We start from the raw sequence: 19480 nt of genomic DNA, 5'->3' as shown, positions 1-19480 counted from the left end.
CCATCGTCCGTATTGACCGCCCCACCTGCGAGAGGGAGGCCCCATGCCCCGCAAGGTCGCCTACAAGACCCAGATCGAGCACCTGCAGATCCTCGACGAGAACGGCAAGCTCGACGCCAAGCTCGCCAAGGAGCAGGGCAAGCACCTGCTCAGCGACGAGCAGGTCCAGCAGTCCTACGAGCACATGACCATCTGCCGCCAGTACGACGAGGTGGCCTTCAAGCTGCAACGCTCCGGCCGCATGGGCACGTTCCCCCAGAACAAGGGCCAGGAGGCCGTCGCCATCGGCAGCGCCCTGGCCGCCCGCAAGGGCCAGGATTGGCTGGTCTCGGCCTACCGCGAGAACGCAGCGCTCTTCATGCATGGGCTGCCCATGCACTACGTGTTGACCTATTGGATGGGCGACGAGCGGGGCAGCAAGATTCCCGAGGGCGTGAAGATCACCCCGCTGAGCGTGCCCATCGGCACCCACATGCTGCACGCCACGGGCATCGCCTGGGCCGCCAAGATCCGCAAGGAAGACAGCGTCGCGCTGACCTACTTCGGCGACGGCGCGACGAGCGAGGGCGACTTCCACGAGGCGGCCAACTTCGCGGGCGTCCTGAAGGTCCCGTGCATCTTCATCTGCCAGAACAACTCGTGGGCCATCAGCGTGCCTCGCGAGAAGCAGACGGCCTCGGAGACCTTTGCCCAGAAGGCGCTGGCCTACGGCATGCCGACGATCCAGGTCGACGGCAACGACCTGTTCGCCATGTATGCCGCCACGCGCCAGGCCCACGAGCGGGCCCGCAAGGGCGAGGGGCCGTCGTTCATCGAAGCCGTCACGTATCGCCTGGCCGACCACACCACCGCCGACGATGCATCGAGGTACCGCGACCCCAAGGACCTGGACGCGTGGAAGGCCAAGGACCCACTGATTCGCCTGCGCAAATATCTCGAGAGCAAGGACCTGTGGACCGACGAGCAGCAGGAGGCGCTCGAGGCCAAGGCCAAGGCCATCGTGCAGGAGGTGGTCAAGACCGCCGAGGAGATGCCCAAGCCCGACATCACCGACATCTTCGACTACACGTTCGAGGAACTCCCCGAGAGCCTGCGCGTGCAGCGTGACACGATGCGGACCACTTCGCTGGGCCAGGACCCCGAGCAGGCCGGGCTTGGCGCTCGCGCGGCGCACTAAGAGACGACGAAGGAACTATCGACCATGGCTGAACTCAACCTCGTCCAGGCCATCAACCTCGCCCTCGCCCAGGAGATGGAGCGCGACGATCGCGTCATGATCTTGGGCGAAGACGTCGGCCTCAACGGCGGCGTCTTCCGCGTGACCGACGGCCTGCAGAAGCGCTTCGGGGAGGACCGCGTCGTCGACACGCCGCTGGCCGAATCGGGCATCCTCGGAACCTCGATCGGCCTTGCCATCAACGGCATGCGGCCCGTTCCCGAGATCCAGTTCGAGGGCTTCCTCGGGCCGGCGTACGACCAGATCGTGCACCACGCCGGGCGCATGCGCACGCGGACGCGTGGCGCCGTGACGGTGCCCATGACCGTGCGCGTGCCGGTTGGCGGCGGCATCCACGCGCCCGAGCTGCACAGCGACAGCCCCGAGGCGATCTACAGCCACCACGTGGGTCTCAAGGTCGTCATGCCCAGCACGCCGTACGACGCCAAGGGCCTGCTGCTGGCGGCCATCCGCGACCCCGACCCGGTGATGTTCTTCGAGCCCAAGCGCGTGTACCGCAGCTACAAGGAAGAGGTCCCCGAGGACGACTACACCGTCGAGATCGGCAAGGCCAAGATCGTCAGCGAGGGCGACGACGTCACGGTCATCACCTGGGGCGCGACTGTCTTCCAGGCATTGGCCGCCCTCGACGAACTGCCCGAGGACGTCAGCGTCGAACTCATCGACATGCGCACCATCTACCCGATGGACGAGGACACGATCGTCGAGAGCGTCATGAAGACCGGCCGCTGCGTCATCGCCCACGAGGCGGCGCGCACGGCGGGCATGGGCGCCGAGATCGCGACCATCCTGCAAGAGAAGTGCTTCCTGCACCTGGAAGCCCCCGTGCAGCGCGTGACCGGCTTCGATACCGTCATGCCGTATTACAAGCTCGAGAACCACTACCTGCCCGAGGCCCCGCGCATCAAGGAAGCCATCGAGCAGGTGCTGGCCTACTAGGCTCACTCGACCGCCCGCCCCGTCCAACAACACGCCCCGCTCGCCGAACCGTCCGCAGACCAACCGAGGATTCCCATGGCCGGCAAAGTCTCTTCCGATCCCAACGTCTTCCTCCTCCCGGACATCGGCGAGGGCCTGCAAGAGGCCGAGGTCATCAAGTGGCTGGTCAAGGAGGGCGACACCGTCGAAGAGCAGCAGAGCCTGGCCGAGGTGGAGACCGACAAGGCCCTCACCGAGATCCCCAGTCCCCGCGCCGGCACCATCAAGACGCTGCACGGCAAGGATGGCGACGTCATGAAGGTGGGCGAGCCCTTCGTCAGCTTCGAGGGCGGGGCCGCGAGCAACGGCGCGGCGCCCGGCAGCCAGACCGGTAGCCAGGACAGCGGCCAGTCCAGCAAGAAGCCCAGCCGCACCGAGCGCGCCGCGGCGGCGCCCGACACGCCCGACGCCCCCGACTCGGCCGCCGCGCGCGAGGACGCGGGCACGGTGGTCGGCAAGATGTCCGGCGACATGCCCGGCATGACGCGCCAGGAGGGCAAGGCGCTCGCCACGCCGGTGGTGCGTCGCAGGGCCCGCGAGATGGGCATCGACATCAACCAGGTGCCCGGCTCGGGCATGGGCGGCCGCGTGCTGGAGAAGGACCTCAAGAAGTTCGCCGAGTCGGGCGGGGCCGCCGGCGGCGCGCCGCAGAAGCCCGCCAGCCAGCCCCGCCAGGGCGGCACGCAGGACGCGGGCACCACGCGCAAGCCCATGCCGCGCCCGCAGGCGCAACCGCAGCAGCAGTTCCAGCAGCCGCAATACCAGCAGGCCCAATACCAGCCCCAGTACCAGCAGCAGTACCAGCAGCAGATGGGCTACGGCATGCCCCAGCAGATGGGGATGCCATACGGCATGCCCATGATGATGATGCCCGTGCCCATGATGATGCCCTGGGGCATGCCCGGCATGATGGGCGGCATGGGCGGCTCCGGCGGGGTCCCCATGGCCCCCGGCTACGTGCCCGCCAGCCACCGGCCCATTCCCGACCCCGCCCAGCAGAGCAAGGCCGGTTCGGGCGACGCGTCGACGGCCTTCCGCGGCGTGCGGCGCACGATCGCCAGCAAGCTGCGCGAGAGCGTCGACACCGCCGTGCACTTCACGGTGATGGACGAGGCGGACGTCACCGACCTGGATGCCCTCCGCCGCCAGTTCGCCGAGGCGGGGACCTCTGGGTCAAAGAAGCTCAGCTTCCTGCCCTTCGTCGCCGCGGCGGTGTGCCGGGCCATCGCGCCGCGCGCGGGCGGCCGCTTCGGGGCGCTCAACGCTCGGGTTGAGGGCCAGCAGGACAATCAGGAGATCGTCGAGCACCACGCCGTGCACCTGGGCATCGCAACGGACACCGACGCGGGGCTCATGGTCCCCGTCATCCGCGATGCCGATGCGCTCGACGTTTCCAGCATGTCGGATGCGATCGCCAACGCCGCCAACGGCGCCCGCCAGCGCACCGCCGCGCGTGAGGATCTCTCGGGCAGCACGTTCACCATCTCCAACGTCGGCAGCCACGCGGGCATGTTCGCCACGCCGGTGATTAATGCGCCCGAGGTCGGCATCCTCGCCGTCGGCAAGGTCTACGACGCCGTGGTCGTGCGTGATGGCCAGGCGGTCGTTGGCAAGAAGATGCCCCTGAGCCTGGCCTGCGACCACAGGGTCGTCGACGGCGCGACGGCGGCGCTGTGCCTGGCCGAGATCGTCAAGTTGCTCCAGGAGCCCGGCGAGCTCCGCTGACGCCGATCGCGACGCTCACGCCCCCGCCCGCGCCAGCCCGCACTCGGGGCACGCGTCGACGCCCTCGCCCAGCTCGTACCCGCAGGCGAGGCACAACCCACGCCCCGCGCGGCGGCGGATGCGGCGGGCGCGCAGCAGGCACGTGAGAACGAGCACGAGCAGGGCGAAGAAGAGCGCGTTGGCGCCAAGCCCAAGCCAGATCGGGCGCAGCGGCAGGCGGACGAACTGGCCGCGCACCGTGATGAGCGCGAGCCGCTCGCGCCGCAGCCCGGTGGCCGGCTCGATGACCTCGCGGCCCGCCGCGGCGGCCGTCGGCCATCCGGCCGAGAAGTGGTACACCGATCCTTCCCGGCCGGCAAGGCCCGTGCGCGCGAACGGCGGGCGCGGGTCCTCGCGCGGCTCGATCCATCGCGAGCGCGAGTCCTCCCACGCGGGATTGAGCGGCGTGGGGACGAGTTCGGAGCCGGTCATCGTCCAGCCGATCCACTCGTAGCGTGCGATGAACACGACGTGGTCGCGCCGGTCGATCTCGCCCTGCCAATCGGGCGGCGGCCAGCCCGACTGCCACGCCTGGTGCACGCGCCCGGCGACCGCCCCCACCGGCACGCTGACCACCGCCAGCACCACCCCAACCACCAGCGACACGATCACCAGCCGCCACGTGAGCACACGTGGCCTTCGCGGCGGCTTGGCTTCGCGGCGGGGGCGCATGGGGGACGGTAGCGGGCCGGGCCGTGGCGGGGTGTGGCCGATGAGCACGCGGCGGGCTCGTCAGGACGCCGCCCGCGCCAGCCCGCACTCGGGGCACGCGTCGACGCCCTCGCCCAGCTCGTACCCGCACGCCAGGCACAGGCCACGCCGCGCGCGGCGGCGGAGCTTGGGCCCGCGCCACAGCACAACGGGCATCAGCACAAAGAGCGCATAGAAGATCGCATTGCCCAGCAGGCCGGGCCAGATTGGCAGGAGTGGGACAATCCACCTGCGGCCGAGCGCGGAGAAACGCCACACACCAGACTCCACCGGTTGGCGCGCGAGGGGGTTCGCAAGCGGACCGTCCATCGGCTTAAACGCAAGCGCCCGAGCACACCTGAGCGGCCAGCCGGCGCGAAGCGAGTGAACGCCACCGTCCGCTTCATCAAGATACGCTCGCGCGAACCACGGCCGAGGATCCACGCCCGCGGGGACCGGATTGGGGGACGTTCCTCGATCGTACGAAGGCCGTGCCCTTGAGGTCTCCACGCTCCCGTAGATCGTCATGTCTGTCGTGGCGTGGTGCGTCCGGTCCACGGTCATCACACGCCCATCGAACAACAGGACCTCGATGGGTTCGTGGCGATAGGCATTCTTCCAGACCACATGGTTCGCGATCAGCCCCACCGGCACGCTCCCCACCGCCAGTACACCCCCAACGACGAGCGACACAATAACGAGCCGCCACGTGAGCACGCGTGGTCGTCGCGGCGGCTTCGCTTCGCGGCGGGGGCGCATGGGGGACGGTAGCGGGCGCAGGAAGGCCGTCCATGGGCGCAGGAAGGGCTCCGAGGCGCGCCGGAAGAGCGTCCATGGGCGCAGGGAGGGCTCCGACGCGCGCCGGAAGAGCATCCATGGGCGCAGGAGCTCTTCCGGCGCATGGGTATCGGACGCCCCGGGCACGCCGGCGGCCGGCCGATCCCACTGCTTCGGGGCGCCGTTTCGCGGCGTGCACGGTTGATCCCGCGGCGTCGGCCCCCCCACCGCCGAAAAAATTCGGCGCGCAACTGATTGCTGCGCAGCGACTTGCAAAACACTTTCGTGGTCCGGCCATCTCGGACCAAAGTCGCCCCTCCAGACCGTCGATCAACTTTTCGGCCCCGGGCGTGTGACCCGCGGCCACCGAGTCTCGTGGGCGTCGGCCGGGTTGGTCGGGCCCAAAGCGTCCAAGACAGGAGATACGTCATGGGCAAGAACATGCCCGCCGAGCGCGGGCAAGCATTGGATTGGATCAACGCGCGACTGGAACCTTGGGAGGAAAACGCCGCCGCGATCGGGCTCGAATTAACCGACCCGGCCGCGCTGGTCGCCCTCGCGGGGGCTGCTGATGAAGCGAGGGTGGCCGCGGATGCGGCGCGCAGCGCTTCGAAAGCGGCGACCCAGAACTGGTACGACAAGGCCGACCAGGCCATGGACTTCGCGCGGGATCTGATCCTCAAGATCAAGACCAAGGCGGCCGTCGACGACGACCCCCAGGTCTACGTCCTCGCCCAGGTGAGCCCCAAGGCGAGCCCCGGCGAGACGCCACCCCCCGACGTCCCCAGCGACATCAAGGCCGAGCTGCTCGACCAGGGGCGCGTGCGCCTGACCTGGAAGGGCAAGGGGCCGCGGGGGACCTTCTACATCGTCAAGCGCCGGCTGCTCAACGAGAACGCCTTCACGGTCATCGCGACCGTCACCGACAAGGTGTTCACGGACGAGAGCCTGCCCTTTGGCATCGACAAGGCCGTCTACGCCATCGACGCCCAGCAGACCGACAAGCTGGTCTACGGCCCCGAGAAGAACGTCCAATTGGGCGTGGGCAACGGGAGCCAGTCGGGGGAGCAGGCGGCCTAAGTCGCGAGCGCTTCGCACGAACCCCATCGCCCCGCCGCGGCGCCCGTTCGGGCCGCGGCGGTTGGCGTGCGCCCGCGTCGCGGCGCCTCAGCCCGCCTGCGCCAGCGCGTCGTCGAGGGTCCGGCGGATCTCCTCGACGCTCGCGCCCCCGCCGGCGATCCGGCCCAGGACCTCGCCCGAATCGGCGTCCAGCAGGTAGACCACGCCGGTGGCCCCGCCGTTGGTCTCGGCCAGGCTCGCCAGGCCCGCGCCCTGGAGCGTCTGCGTGGCGCTCGGGTCGCGCCGGTCGGTGTAGTCGGCCTCGATCACGCGGACGCGGCCGGCGGGCAGGGCGGCCAGGGCCTCCTCGAACTTCGGCTCGAGTTGCCTGCACGGGCCGCACCAGTCCGCCCGCATGACAACGGCGACCACCTCGGCCCCGTCGGCGGCGCTCGCCAGGCGCTGGGCGTCGGCGGGGGTCATGGCGGCGGTGTCGCCCGGGGCCGTGATGGCGCAGGCGGTGAGCGCGAGCGAGGCGGCCAGCAGGCCGGTGGCGATGGCGGTGCGGATGGGGGTCGAAGTGGCGGGCTTGGGCATGGCGGGGTCTCCTGCGGGTGTGCGGAACGCGCCCCCGGCGGGGCGCCCGCCCCATGGCGAGGCCCCCGGCGGCGTCCAGCGGGGAGAGGACGGCGCGCCGGGGGTTTATTCCCGCCACCGGGCCATGCGCAGGCGGGCCGCCAGGCCCCGGCGCGGGGCCGGGGCGTCCGGCGGGCCGGACTCGTCCGGACCCCCGCCATCGCCGCCTTCCTCGCCGCCCTCGGCCCCGGCCGGTGCGCCCGCGCCCTGGGGCGCGTGGGCGCTGGCGAACGCCCGGGCGTAGGCCTCGCCCACCTCGGCCAGCGAGACCTGGCGCAGGTCGAGCGTGGCGACCGGCGAAGGGCCCGGCTCGGGCGGCCCCTCGTCGGGGTCGGCCGATACCGGCGCCGCCACGGCGATCGCCGGCCGGCGCACGACCACGAAGGGCAGCGCGACGGCGACGACCAGCAGCGGCGTGCCCGCCGGCCCGCCGGGGTGGGCCGGGCCGAACTCGTGCTGGGCCACCTCGGGCAGGACCGCGACGCCCTGCCGCTCGATCTGCCCGGTGCACTCGTCGACGCGGAAGGCCTCGCGGTGGACCACGAAGACCGCCACGAACTGGCCGGGCCGCACGTCCTCGGGCGCGAGCAGGCGCACGACGCCCTCGACGGCGTGGGCGGACGACACGGGGACCCGGGCGGGGACGGCGCGGGGACGCTGGTGCTCGGTCATGATGCACGCTCCCGCCACGCACGCGCTCGGCTCGAACGCGCACGCGGCATCGCAGAAAGTGAAACGGAACGAATCGGGATGAACGGGAAAGGGTGGGCCTCAGCCGTGGGCCAGGCGAAGAACCAGCGGACGCCAATCGAGGGCGCGCACGATGCCGCCCGGCCCGCTGGCCTTGGCGAATCGTGATGTGTAGAGCACCTGCATCGCACGGTTCCTTTCGGGCCCGCCCTGGGAAAAGACGGGGGAGAATGATCCCCAGCCGCGCGGGCGTGTCAACTATTCCCCATGGCGAAGGGTGATTTCATGATTCTGGGCCTGGCCGGCGGCGTGGGTAGCGGCAAGAGCGTCGTCGCGGCCATCCTGGGCGAGCTCGGCTTTATCGTCAGCGACTCGGACGCCGGCGCGCGGGCCGTGCTCGAGCGGCCCGAGGTGGTCAAGGAACTCGTCGAGGCGTTCGGCCAGGGCGTGCTGGACGAGCACGGGCGTCCGGATCGCCGGGCCATCGCCGACGCGGTCTTCGCCGACGAGGCGCGCCGGCGCACGCTCGAGGGCATCGTCCACCCCAGGCTGCACGAGGAGCGCGCGCGGCTGGTGGAAGCGGCCCGCAGGCGCGGCGCGGCGGGCGTGGTCATCGACGCCCCGCTGCTGTTCGAGGCCGGCGTGGACGCCGAGTGCGACGCGGTGATCTTCGTGGATACGCCCCGGGCCCTCAGGCTCAGGCGCGTGTCGGACGGTCGCGGCTGGAGCGAGGCCGAGCTGGCCCGCCGCGAGGCCGCCCAGATGCCCCTGGACGAAAAGCGGCGGCGGAGCGATCGGGTGGTGGTCAACGACGGCGACCTGGAGGCCCTCAGGGCCCGCGTGCGGGCGGCGTTCGAGGCGATCCGCAGCGGCGCGGGGCGGTCCTAAGCGACACCCCGGGCCGTTTGCCCGGGTCATCGTGGCCGGCTATGGTCTAGCCAGCCACGCGAGCCGTGGCGACCCTTTCCCCTGCCAATCCGGGCGAATCGTCGGGCACGCGTTGCGTCGCCCCGCCCCCCTCGTCAGTTGGCCGTCGTCAGGCCACCGATTGGCACGCCATCCTGGCTGGACGCCGGCATTCTGGCCGGCCGTGTCGCCGCTCGTGACGGCACCAGCCCTCCGCAAGCCCGGTTCCCATCCAACATCCTGCGAGGACGCCATGGCGAAGACCCCGCCAGCCGAAAAGCGTGAAGACCGCGACGAGAGCACCGCAACGGCGACCGCCGAGACCCGCGACCGCGATGGCGGCGGCGGCGGCGACCGGCCTCGATCGCGTTCCGGCGGCGGACGGCGCGACGGCAACAGCGAGGGCGGCGGACGCCGCAAGCGTCGCAAGCGCAAGGGCTCGGGCGGGCAGGGCAGCTTCGACCACGGCCTGCCCAGCGACGACGAACTGGAGCGCGAGGCGGCCGAGATCGAGAAGATCGCCGCCAAGGCCGACCCCAAGGCGCTCAAGGAAGCCCTGAGCATCAGCGACCTCCAGAAGATGGACCTGGACAAGTTGAAGAAGCTCGCCAAGAAGGACGGCCTGGAAGACTACGAGGGCCTGACCAAGCAGGACCTGATCTTCAAGCTGCTCAAGCTCCGCGCCGCCAGCCAGGGCCTGCTCGTCGGTGACGGCACGCTGGAGATCATGTCCGACGGCTTCGGCTTCCTCCGCTCCGCAGAGCAGAGCTACCTGCCCGGGCCCGACGACATCTACGTCAGCCCCAGCCAGATCCGCCGCTTCGGCCTGCGCAAGGGCATGGTCGTCCGCGGCCTGATCCGCCCGCCCAGGGAAAGTGAGCGTTACTTCGCCCTGCTGCGCGTCGACGAGGTCAACGGCCGCGATCCCTCGGCCGCCCACAAGCTCAAGCAGTACGAGGACCTGACGCCGCTGCACCCCGAGGAGCGGTTCAACCTGGAGACCGGGCCCGAGGTGGTCGAGACGCGCATCATGGACCTGGTGGCGCCCATCGGCAAGGGCCAGCGCGCCCTGATCGTCGCCCCGCCCCGCACGGGCAAGACGGTGCTGATGCAGAAGATCACCCAGGCCATCACCAAGAACCACCCGAAGGTGAAGATCATCGTGCTGCTCGTCGACGAGCGGCCCGAGGAGGTCACCGACTTCCGCCGCAACACCAGCGAAGACGTCGAGGTCGTCGCCAGCACCTTCGACGAGCCCGCCCATCGCCACGTGCAGGTGTGCGACATGGTCATCGAGAAGGCCAAGCGCATGGTCGAGTTCGGCGACGACGTCGTCATCCTGCTCGACTCGATCACCCGCATGGCCCGCGCGTACAACGCCGAGCAGCCCCACAGCGGCAAGATCATGTCGGGCGGCATCGACGCCAACGCCCTGCAACGCCCCAAGAAGTTCTTCGGCGCCGCCCGCGCGATCGAGGACGGCGGCAGCCTGACCATCATCGGCACCGCGCTGGTCGAGACCGGCTCCAAGATGGACGAGGTCATCTTCGAGGAGTTCAAGGGCACCGGCAACAGCGAGTTGCACCTGGACCGCAAGCTCGTCGAGAAGCGTGTGTGGCCCGCCATCGACGTCGGCTCCAGCGGCACGCGTCGCGAGGAACTGCTGCTCGACCCCAAGGAACTCGAGCTGACCTACAAGCTTCGCAAGGTCCTCAGCGACATGAACGTCGTCGAGGGCATGGAATTGATCCTGAACCGGCTCAAGAAGACGAAAACGAACGCGGAGTTCTTGATGACGATGCAGTTGGGGTAGGTCGAGCGACCCGAGGATTGTGGTAGAGCCATGTGGGATTGGACCGACGAACTGTCCGAGTCGTTCGTGCTTCGCAGCGTGAAGCACATGGTGGACGCCGAAGTTGGCGAAATCCACGCGCTCTTGCTCGGCACAGATCGATCCGACTGGCATGTTTCTCTGGACAACGAGACGGTCACGCTTCGGCTGTTCCGCCATTCCCATGATACCGCGACGCTGGCCGAATCTGACTGCTTTCAGATACAGGACATGACCGAGCGGGAACCGTGGGATCTCCTGATCGGACGAGAGTTGCGGTTTCGCTGGCGAATGCAGAACAGCATGGGTTACTTCGACGGTCTGTGCCTCTCGGACAGCTTTGCAGACACGCCTCGCGTTATGCTTTTGGCGACCGGCGGCATAGACCTGCTCGTGCCGACTCTGGTCTTGTCTCGGCAATGGACGCCCAGACCGGATGTCCTCGAACTCGACCAGGAGTGACAGACCGAGAGCAAGGACGTTTCGGATGGTCCCCTCGAAGCAGCACCATGCCCGAACCCAGCCCCCGCCACCCCGTACTCACCCCCAGGCGCCTGAGCACGGCGGCGTTGGCCCTCGTGGCCACGGCGTGGGCGGGGGTGCTGGTCGTCGCTGGGCTCTGGCTGGTGTTTAGCGCGGGGCCCAGATGGCCGATGTTCTCGGTACCGGCCGCCCTTGGAGGCTGGACGGCGGTGGCCATGGGGACCTTCGTGTTCATGTTCCTTGTGGCCGACAGGGTGTTCCCCAAGGCGAGCAGGACCTTGGGCTGGATCGTCGAGGTGGCGCTGGTATGCCTGTTCTGCATCGGCTTCGTGGCCACGGCCTGGACGCTCTGGTTCTGAGGCGGCCGGGGATCGATCGCCGCGGCACGCAGGTTGGAGGTGGTTCTTGACCCGTTCGTATCGGCTGGCAGTTGGTCTCATCCTCGCGTTCGCAGGGCTGTTCGCGGCCCGTGGGCTCGCGCAGCCCGTTCCCGAGCCGCTGGACGAGTACGCCGCCTTCGGGCTGGGTCGCATCGCCCTTCTCGACCTGCGCATGCAGGGCAGCCCCACGCCGGACGACTACCGCATCGCCATGCTGGCGCTGGACCTGTCCCGGACCTACGCCCCCGACGAGCCCATCCTGCTGCGTCGCCAGATCGAGGCGGCATGGTCGGCGGGCATGGACGATCGAGCCCTGGAACTGACCCGCGAACTCATCAAGCTCGACCCGGCCGACGAGGTCGCCTTGCTCCGCGTCATCGCCGCGGGCATCGAGAACATCCAGACGGTCGAAGAGCGCCTGTCGGCGTACGAACGGCTGTTGCGCGCCGAGAGCGTGTCGCCGGCGATTCGCAGCCGCCTTGCGCTGGATGCCGCACTCCTGGCGCGCGAGACGGGCGACGAGCGCCGGTTCGTCGATTTGCTGGCCACCGCGGCCGAACTCGACTCGACCAACAAGGAAGCAGCGGCTATTTCATTGGCCTACTACGACCAGGCCGGCGGCGGTTCGATCGGCCGCGTCGAGATGCTCGCCAACCTGCTGCTTGCCGACCCGGTCGATCCGCAGGTGCATGCGCAGCTGTCGGACCACCTGGCCCGGAACGGCGCCTTCTCGCAGGCCATCCGGTTCCACGATCATGCCCAGACGCTGCTGGCTGCCGCCGGTCGCTCGTCCGACACGGCCACCGCCCTGCGCCGCGTGCAGCTTCGCTGGCTGGCGTTTGGCCCCAAGGGCCTGGCTGAGGAACTCGAGTTGCCGATTTTGCAAGAGCGCGCCAGGCTGGCGCGAATGCTTCAGATGATGCAACAGCGTGGCGAAGACACGCAGGGCATGCAACAACCCCTCGACATTCTTCCGTCGCCCGACGCGGCTCTGCTCCGAATGCTGCTGGCCGATGCCGGGGGCGATCCCGCGGCTGCCAGCCGGGCTTCGGAAGATCTGCGTGGCTCGACCGCCGAGCGGCTGCGCCAGATGCTGGTGGCCACGCAAGGCGATCGTAACGAGGCGCGGAAGGTGGCCCTGCTCGCGACGCAGGTGCGCGCCGAGACGGCCCTGGCCATGGTGCTGGCTGGCGTGCAGACCGAGTTGGTGCGTGCCGACATCCGCCAGGCCAACGAGGCCATGGACCGAGCGATCGCCGACGAGACCATCCTTGGTGAGGTCGATATCGAGGTCATTACCCCCGCACGCGAGCAGCTCGCCCTTGTGGTCGCGCTGCTGGACACCATCGACGCCGTCGGCAGGCCCGAGGCCGACGAGCGGCTCGCCGATCTTGAACGCCGGATGAACGAGCAGACAGCCCCGATGGCGCCTCTGGCCTACGCCCACGCCTTGATCGAGCACGGCCGCACGATCGACGCGATTCCGCTGCTCCGTGGCTTGGTTCGCCAGGACCCGGCAACGACCTGGGGCGCATGGGCCCACCAGGAACTGCTCGACCTGGGCGTTGCATCGCCCTACCCCGACGCGCAGGGCGTCGGCGCTGCCGCGCGAGCGATTCCCGACTGGCTCGACCGCATCGTCGAAAAACCAGAGAACTTCATGCAGTTGACGATCGAAGCACCGACGCCCCACGAACACGTGACCGACATCACGCGTTTGCGTCTGACGCTGCGGAACAACTCGCCGATTCCGCTTGGCGTTGGCCCCAGTACGCCCATCAACAGCCGCATCCTGTTGTCGCCCGTGCTCGACGCCGACCTGGAACGACTGACGCCCGTGGCAATCCCAGAGGTGTGCAGCGTCGACACCCGGCTTCGGCTCATGCCGCGTGAGCGCTTGGTCATCGACGTTTGGGCGGGCGCAGGACTTGCCGGCTGGGTGCTTGAGGCCGCCGGACAGCGCACGACTCGTACACGGTGGCGGGCCCTGCAAGGATTTATCTACACCCGAAACGCAAGCTATCGGCCGGGGCCGATGTGCTTGAGCGCCGAGACAGGCCTGCTCGTTCGTCGACCACTTCCAGAAATGAGCTCCGAGGGCCAGCGCATCAACATAACACGGTTGTCTGATCGGCTGAAGTTTGACGATCAGGCTGTCATTCCAACCCTCTCTGTAGCAATAAAGAGCTATCTACTCAGGCCAGGCACGCCGCCACAGGGCTGGCCCCCTGAGCCATACGTGCCCGTGATGGAGGCAGCGGGGGATCGCTTGAAGATTTCTCCCGAGATGGTGCAGGTGGCGATGATGGTGGCCCTTCCGAACCAAAAGATCGCGCGCGCCACTGCGCCGTTCGATCGGATTGCACTGGACAACGCCCAAGGGCCTGTGGCCCTTGCCACGGCTCTGCTGACGCGTGCAAGCGATGCCGCGGACCCCGCCTTCGAGCGGGCAGCACAGAGCGAAGACACCCGGCTGGTGGAACTGGCCGAACTCCTGCAGACGCGCTTGCAGAACGGTGACCGCAGCTACGCGAACTACCAGGGTTTCGGTCCCCCGCAGGCACGTCAGCAGCGTGGCACCCCCGCGACGACGCCAGCATCGCCATGAAACGCATCGCCGGCCAGCGCTTGCCGCGCTCGGCCGCCGGCCGCATGCGCACCCTGGCCACCAAGGCCAACCGGTGGCGCCAGACACGTTGGTTCCGCATCGCGGGCTTCGTGGCGGGCGCTGCACTGGTGGTGCTGGCAATCATCGCGGCGCTCCGCCAGGATCCCCAGGCAATGCACCGGTCGGTTCAGGCCCTGGGCGACCATCCGTGGTGGTTCGTGCTGTTGTTCATCGCCTTGCCGCTGCTGAACTGGCTGAGCATCTCGGGCTCGATCTGGTTCCTGCTCTCGCGATTTGGCCGGCTCGGTGTACGTGAAACGTGCGCCCTGGTGGGCATGGCCTGGCTGCTCAATTACCTGCCCATGCGGCCGGGCATGGTGGGCCGCGTGGCGTACCACAAGGCCGTCAACGGCATACCGGTGCGCCGGACGGGCCAGACGCTGTTGGAAGGCGCGGTCATCACCGCCGTCGCCAGCGGTGTGATGCTGCTGGGAGCGCTGCTCTTGCGGGGCGTCGGCGCCCTGGCTGCATGGAGCCTGATGGTGGGCCTGCCCGTGTTCGTGGGTGGCGTCATCGCCGTGGCCGCGTGGAAGGCCAAACCAATCACCGCCCGCTACTGCGCCTCGGGCGCCCTGCGCGTGCTCGACATGGCGATCTGGGCCGGCCGATACGCACTGGCGTTCGAGATCGTTGGCGCTCCGATCGACTTGTCGGCCGCCCTGATCCTGGCCGTCGCCAGCCAGATCGCCATGCTCGTTCCCTTCGCGGGCAACGGCCTGGGTTTGCGAGAGTGGCTTATCGGAGCCCTCGCCGCCAACCTGCCGGCCGCGATGCTCTACGGCGGCGATGCGGGGCTCTCGGCCGGGCTGACCGCGGACGTCCTGAACCGCGTGGCGGAGGTCATCGTGGCCGTCCCCATCGGCCTTGCTTGCCTGGCGCTTATCGCGCGGCGATTGAAGGGCCTGCCTCGGCGAACCTCCCCCACCACGACCTGAGGCCTTCCCTAAACGCTCGTACAGGGGAGCGGGTTTGCGTGTCGAGCGTTTATCATTCTGGGAGGTGTTGCTCTTCGTCTTCTATGCCGTCGCGGTCTGGTACGGCGCCGTTCGCTGGCGATACAACTGGCGCGCATTCGCATGGGTCACCGGTGGCCTGCTGGGCGTGCTCGCGGTGATCCAGTTCCACGTGCTGCTCAATGCGTGGACCAACTACGAGATCTATCTGCCGGTCTTGCAGACGTTGCTCTGGAGCTACCTGCTGCTCGTCGGAATGGTGGGGTTCTTCATTGCGTGCATTCCGCATGCTCGCAAGGCATGGTGCTGCGAGCGCTGTCACTACGACCTCACGGGCGTTCCCGGCTTTGCCAACGTGTGCCCCGAATGCGGCACACCCATCGATGACACCACCCTGCGTGCAGCCGAGCAACGGGCCCAGGCCATCGTGGCGGCACCCGAGCCGGCCGCGCGGTCGCGCGCCCCCAGGGACATGGCCGACCTTCTGAGCCATTCGAGCATCGGGCGCGAAAACTCAGCGTCGCATGAAACGCCAGACGCCCCCCACGAGAAGGATGCCGACCGGTACGCCGAGCACCAGCGACCATCGAAGGGTTGAGAGCAGGGCCGAGTCGATCTGACCGACCATCGCGACGCTCGAGGAACTGACGGTTGGCGCGATGAAGTCATCTCGGCCAGCGAGCCACAGCACTGCGGCGTCGAGCATCGCCAGGTTCGCCGGGTAGCTAGCCACCATGCGTCCATCCAGGCTCTGGCCCGCACTGGTGATTTCGTCGGCCAGCCAGTCGTTGCTGCCTACGACCACGACGCGGCCTACTTCTTCGCCCACGTCGCGCTCGGCGGCCCAGGCGATGGTCCACGGCCCTTCGACGTCATCGGTCTGTGGTTCTCGTTGCGGCGGATTCGAAACGCGCGGGCGTTCGGCCCGGGCCACGCGGCGGTATCCGGACCATCGCGATTCGCCCCAGGTATCGGCATCGTCGACGATCAACAGTGGCCACGCGTCGCCGCCGCCTTCATGTTCGATCGGTACCGCCCACGGGGCATACGCCATCAGGCCCGCCATGGCGCTCTGCATCGGATGCGCCCCGCCGGGGCTGGAGACCAGCACGTCGTGCTCGACAACTTTGCTCTGTGCCGGCTTGCTCATCAACGCCACGCCCGAGCGGGCGCGGAGCCCGAACGCCTCCAGTGGTGCTGCCGTCGCGTCGATGCCACCCCCGACGACCACTTCGCTCGGCGTCAGGTTCACCAGAACGGGTTCGCCCGCATCGATGAGCCGACGGACGAGTTCCCCGAGTTCGGCCACGCGCTCGTCGGGCCGGGCGGCCAGCGGATCGGGGGAACGCACGCTCGTGTTGGTATTCAGCACCAGATGGATGACCGGTCTCGATCGCGTTGGGTCCAGCCTTGCCAGGCCCGGGGCGTTGGGCTCGAGCAGCAGCGGCCATTCCAACACGTCGATGCCCTGTCGCCGTAAGTGCGTGATGGCGCCGCCGAGGGCGCCAGGACGCTCAATGAATCTGGCATCCTCGGCATGGGCGACGACCACGATGGGGCGGCGTGGATCGACCGCGGTGAGCATGGCCGTGGACACCAGGCTTTCGATTCGTCCGCGCAGGGAGGGCGCCGTTGCGGCCTCGGGACGCAGCACGCCGGGCGGGGGAAGGAGTGTCTCGGCATCGATCGCAACAGCGCCGTCGGGGCCAATGAGCACCGCCGCAGCGGCATCGCCCACGGATCGCAGCACGCGGACGATGTCGAGCGTGGGCAGCCGCTCGGCCGCCTCCGCCGCCGACGCGCACAGGTCGCGTGCGGGTCCGGTGGCCCGGCGAACCTCCATCGCAGCGCGGCGGAGGCCCTGTGCGTACTGCCGATCGTTCCCAATGACCTGGGCCTCGTCGGCCAGCAGCGAGAGCTGTGCGGCCGCGTCGCGGGCCCGGGCTGCCAAGCCTGAACGCGCTCGATCGATCGCCGGAACTTCGATGCCGGGCATGATGGCCGTTTGCAGTTGGCCCTGAACCTCGTCGGCAATCGCCCGCAGGTCGGTCGCCAGTCGCGGCGCCGTCTGGGCTCGGGCGGCCATGACCGATGCGATCTGTCGTTGTTCGTCGTCGGCCGCCTTTGCCGCGTCGCTCAGGCTCGGCGTGACGGCTTGCTCGACGATCTCGGCGGCCCGTCGGAGATCCGCCGCCGAGCGCAGCAGCGTACGTGCCTGGGCCTCGATTTCCGTGGCTTCGCGCTCGGCGAGTCGACGGGCAAGGGCTTCCAGTCCCTCGCGAGCGCTCGGGCCCTCGAGCGCGGTGAGCGTGAATGCTCCGGCAGCCTCGAGCTCGCTACCGACGTCCAGCAGCGCCTGCCACGCGCGGGGGTCGATGCGTGCCGCGTCGGCGGCCACGACGAGCTCAAAGCCTGACGCAGGGTCGGCGGCCTCGATCAATCGACGCGTCTGGGGCGCCAGCCGATGCTCACCGGTTGCCGTCACGTCGACCCGCACGCTGTGGCGATCGGCGATCGAAATCAGGAACGCAGCAGACACGCCGTTGGCGATCAGGAACGTGGCCGCGAGCCAACCGATCGCCAGCCGTCTGCGCCACGGCCCTCGTTGCCTGCTCGACCGAGTCACAGCCACCTCCTGACGCTCAGGCACATGGAGGCAGCCAGGACGAACCAACCGGTCAATACAACAAAGTACCCGACGTCGCCGGTGTCGATGACGCCCTTGGCGAAGCCCTCGAGGCGATCGGTGATGGCCAGGGTGGCCAGGACGTCGGCTATCTCGTCGGGTGCGCGCGCCCTGCCGGCGGTCGTGGCCAGCAGCCATACGAACAACGCGAGCATGGCCCCAAGGAAACTCAGCGTCTGGCTCGCGGTCAGCGTGGAGGCCAGCAGGCCCACCGACAGGAACAGGAGCCCCAGCAGCGTGACGCTCAGGTAGCCGGCAATCAATGGACCGGGATCGGGCATGGGATCACTGAACGCGAGCAGCACGCCGACCAGCGGCAGCGTGCTGCCCAGCAGGGCCAGCAGGAAGAGGCCGGCGCCGACGAACTTGCCCAATGCAAGGGAGAGATCGCCCGCGGGCGAAGTTGCCAGAAGTTCGTAGCTGCCCGTTCGCAGTTCATCGCTCACCAAGCGCATGGAGATCGCCGGAGCAATGGGCAGCATCAGCCAGGCCGCGGTGGCAAAGAGGGGCCGCATGGTCGCCGGCGCGCCTGGAACCAGTACGAATTGCACGAACATGCCGCCCCACAGCCCGGCATACAGGGCCAGCACGAGCCAGCCGACGGGCACGCGGAACAGCGCCACGAATTCGCGCCAGGCGATCGCCCACGTCACGCGGAGCCCCTTCATGCCGCACTCCCGCCGCTCGCAGGCTGCGGGCCCTGCTCCATGAGCCGAAGGAACAACCCCTCGAGCGAGGCTTTCTCACGCTCCAGCAAGCGTACCTGGGCCTGTGCTCTCGAAAGCTCGGCCCCGATGCGCTCGCGCAACGTCGGTTCGGTGATGCGGGCAGGGTCGAATCCCACGCGCCAGCGAGCGACACCGCCGTCCATGTCTCGCGAGACCAGGGATACAACGCCTTCGGTTGCCTCCACCTGTCGCGCGGACGCGGCCGCGGCCCGATGATCGGCAAACCGCGCCTCGCACACGAGTTCGTGGTCGCCCTGGGCAAGGAGTTCATCCAGCGGTCCCTCGGCACAGGGTCGCCCCCGGGCGAGAATGATTACCCTGTCGCACGTCCGCTCGATTTCGGGCAGGATGTGGCTGCTCACGAGCACGGTCCGGCCTTCGGCCAGCCGGCGAATGAGCGACCGCGTTTCGGTGATCTGGCCGGGATCGAGCCCGTTGGACGGCTCGTCAAGCACGAGCACGGCCGGGTCATGCAGGATGGCAGTCGCCAACCCGACGCGCTGCTTGTAGCCCTTGCTGAGGTTGCCGACCCGACGACGGCGAACGGATTCGAGCACGCAGGTATCGATCGCTCGATCGACGGCCTGGGTGCGGCGCTTCCCACGCAGCCCGTGCAGCGAGGCCCGGAAACGCAGGAGTGCTTCGACCGGCATCTCACCGTAGGTCGGCGCCGACTCGGGCAGATACCCAATATGCTGGCGAACCCTGATTGGCTCGCGGGAAGCATCGATGCCCTTAACACGGACCCAACCCGCGTCGGGCGACGTATATCCGGTGATGATTCGTATTGTCGTGCTCTTACCCGCCCCATTGGCCCCCAGAAGCCCGGTGACCTGCCCCGGCGGCACGTCAAAGCTCACACCGCTCAGGGCGTAGATGGGGCCATAGCTCTTCTGGAGGTTTCGGGCTTCGATCATGGTCCGAGTATCTTGGGCAAGGCGGGGGCGGAAGGCGGGCTGGAACGCCTGGCCGGACTGGACGGCCGGGATGGATTCTTCGCGGAGATGGGTTTAT

18 protein-coding genes are annotated in these 19480 nt (G+C 68.8%); 11 read left to right on the top strand and 7 right to left on the bottom strand.

Annotated features, from left to right (window positions below):
* Positions 1-43 precede the first annotated feature (43 nt).
* The 3 genes from pdhA to RIE32_09685 all read left to right on the top strand — a co-directional run bounded on the left by pdhA (position 44) and on the right by RIE32_09685 (position 3940).
* Positions 44-1177, top strand: coding sequence for a pyruvate dehydrogenase (acetyl-transferring) E1 component subunit alpha (gene pdhA, locus RIE32_09695; GenBank protein ID MEQ9096523.1), 1134 nt, complete (start codon positions 44-46; stop codon positions 1175-1177).
* Between the two features lie 24 nt (positions 1178-1201).
* The gene (locus RIE32_09690; protein ID MEQ9096522.1) at positions 1202-2176 is read left to right on the top strand and encodes an alpha-ketoacid dehydrogenase subunit beta; all 975 of its coding nucleotides are present in this window, start codon (positions 1202-1204) and stop codon (positions 2174-2176) included.
* A 75-nt stretch (positions 2177-2251) separates the two neighbouring features.
* Positions 2252-3940, top strand: coding sequence for a dihydrolipoamide acetyltransferase family protein (locus RIE32_09685; protein MEQ9096521.1), 1689 nt, complete (start codon positions 2252-2254; stop codon positions 3938-3940).
* Between the two features lie 15 nt (positions 3941-3955).
* On the opposite strand, the gene RIE32_09680 is transcribed toward RIE32_09685, so the two are convergent.
* Together RIE32_09680 and RIE32_09675 are read right to left on the bottom strand one after the other, a co-directional pair.
* Complete coding sequence (locus RIE32_09680; protein ID MEQ9096520.1) at positions 3956-4651, bottom strand: hypothetical protein; 696 nt, start codon at positions 4649-4651, stop codon at positions 3956-3958.
* A gap of 60 nt (positions 4652-4711) precedes the next feature.
* Positions 4712-4948 (bottom strand): hypothetical protein, encoded by a 237-nt coding sequence (locus RIE32_09675; protein ID MEQ9096519.1) that lies wholly within the window; start codon positions 4946-4948, stop codon positions 4712-4714.
* A gap of 927 nt (positions 4949-5875) precedes the next feature.
* On the opposite strand from RIE32_09675, the gene RIE32_09670 reads away from it, so the two are divergent.
* Entirely contained in the window at positions 5876-6526 is a 651-nt protein-coding gene (locus tag RIE32_09670) for a hypothetical protein (GenBank protein MEQ9096518.1), read from the top strand.
* 87 nt (positions 6527-6613) lie between these two features.
* On the opposite strand, the gene RIE32_09665 is transcribed toward RIE32_09670, so the two are convergent.
* Together RIE32_09665 and RIE32_09660 are read right to left on the bottom strand one after the other, a co-directional pair.
* Positions 6614-7102 (bottom strand): thioredoxin domain-containing protein, encoded by a 489-nt coding sequence (locus RIE32_09665; protein MEQ9096517.1) that lies wholly within the window; start codon positions 7100-7102, stop codon positions 6614-6616.
* A gap of 105 nt (positions 7103-7207) precedes the next feature.
* Positions 7208-7813 carry a hypothetical protein gene (locus RIE32_09660; protein MEQ9096516.1) on the bottom strand — a complete coding sequence of 202 codons (606 nt, stop codon included), beginning with the start codon at positions 7811-7813 and terminating at the stop codon, positions 7208-7210.
* Positions 7814-8098: 285 nt separating this feature from the next.
* Between RIE32_09660 and coaE the strand changes: the two genes are divergently transcribed.
* The 7 genes from coaE (at position 8099) to RIE32_09625 (ending at position 15650) form a co-directional block, all read left to right on the top strand.
* Positions 8099-8719: a dephospho-CoA kinase gene (coaE, locus tag RIE32_09655; GenBank protein MEQ9096515.1), complete on the top strand. Its 621-nt coding sequence runs from the start codon at positions 8099-8101 to the stop codon at positions 8717-8719.
* 574 nt (positions 8720-9293) lie between these two features.
* On the top strand, positions 9294-10550 hold the full coding sequence (gene rho / locus RIE32_09650) for a transcription termination factor Rho (protein ID MEQ9096514.1): 1257 nt from the start codon (positions 9294-9296) through the stop codon (positions 10548-10550).
* Positions 10551-10580: 30 nt separating this feature from the next.
* The gene (locus RIE32_09645; protein MEQ9096513.1) at positions 10581-11030 is read left to right on the top strand and encodes a DUF6334 family protein; all 450 of its coding nucleotides are present in this window, start codon (positions 10581-10583) and stop codon (positions 11028-11030) included.
* A gap of 47 nt (positions 11031-11077) precedes the next feature.
* Positions 11078-11410, top strand: coding sequence for a hypothetical protein (locus RIE32_09640; GenBank protein ID MEQ9096512.1), 333 nt, complete (start codon positions 11078-11080; stop codon positions 11408-11410).
* 46 nt (positions 11411-11456) lie between these two features.
* Positions 11457-14039, top strand: coding sequence for a hypothetical protein (locus RIE32_09635; protein MEQ9096511.1), 2583 nt, complete (start codon positions 11457-11459; stop codon positions 14037-14039).
* Complete coding sequence (locus RIE32_09630) at positions 14036-15034, top strand: hypothetical protein (protein ID MEQ9096510.1); 999 nt, start codon at positions 14036-14038, stop codon at positions 15032-15034. Before RIE32_09635 ends, RIE32_09630 begins: the two co-directional genes overlap by 4 nt.
* Positions 15035-15098: 64 nt before the next feature.
* Positions 15099-15650, top strand: coding sequence for a hypothetical protein (locus RIE32_09625; protein ID MEQ9096509.1), 552 nt, complete (start codon positions 15099-15101; stop codon positions 15648-15650).
* Here the strand turns inward: RIE32_09625 and RIE32_09620 are convergent.
* Genes RIE32_09620 through RIE32_09610 form a run of 3 tightly spaced genes read right to left on the bottom strand, consistent with a single transcriptional unit; the run spans position 15567 to position 19383 of the window.
* Positions 15567-17678, bottom strand: coding sequence for a hypothetical protein (locus RIE32_09620; protein ID MEQ9096508.1), 2112 nt, complete (start codon positions 17676-17678; stop codon positions 15567-15569). The two genes, RIE32_09625 and RIE32_09620, sit on opposite strands and share 84 nt — an antisense overlap.
* A complete protein-coding gene (locus tag RIE32_09615) occupies positions 17675-18406 on the bottom strand; it encodes a hypothetical protein (protein ID MEQ9096507.1) in 732 nt (243 codons plus the stop codon). The genes RIE32_09620 and RIE32_09615 overlap by 4 nt, the downstream gene beginning before the upstream one ends.
* The gene (locus tag RIE32_09610; GenBank protein MEQ9096506.1) at positions 18403-19383 is read right to left on the bottom strand and encodes an ABC transporter ATP-binding protein; all 981 of its coding nucleotides are present in this window, start codon (positions 19381-19383) and stop codon (positions 18403-18405) included. The genes RIE32_09615 and RIE32_09610 overlap by 4 nt, the downstream gene beginning before the upstream one ends.
* Positions 19384-19480 lie beyond the last annotated feature (97 nt).

Source organism: Phycisphaerales bacterium (genome assembly GCA_040221175.1).
GTDB lineage: Bacteria > Planctomycetota > Phycisphaerae > Phycisphaerales > UBA1924 > JAHCJI01.
The sequence above is the reverse complement of the archived record's forward strand: the minus strand, read 5'-3'. Positions and strand labels throughout refer to the sequence as shown.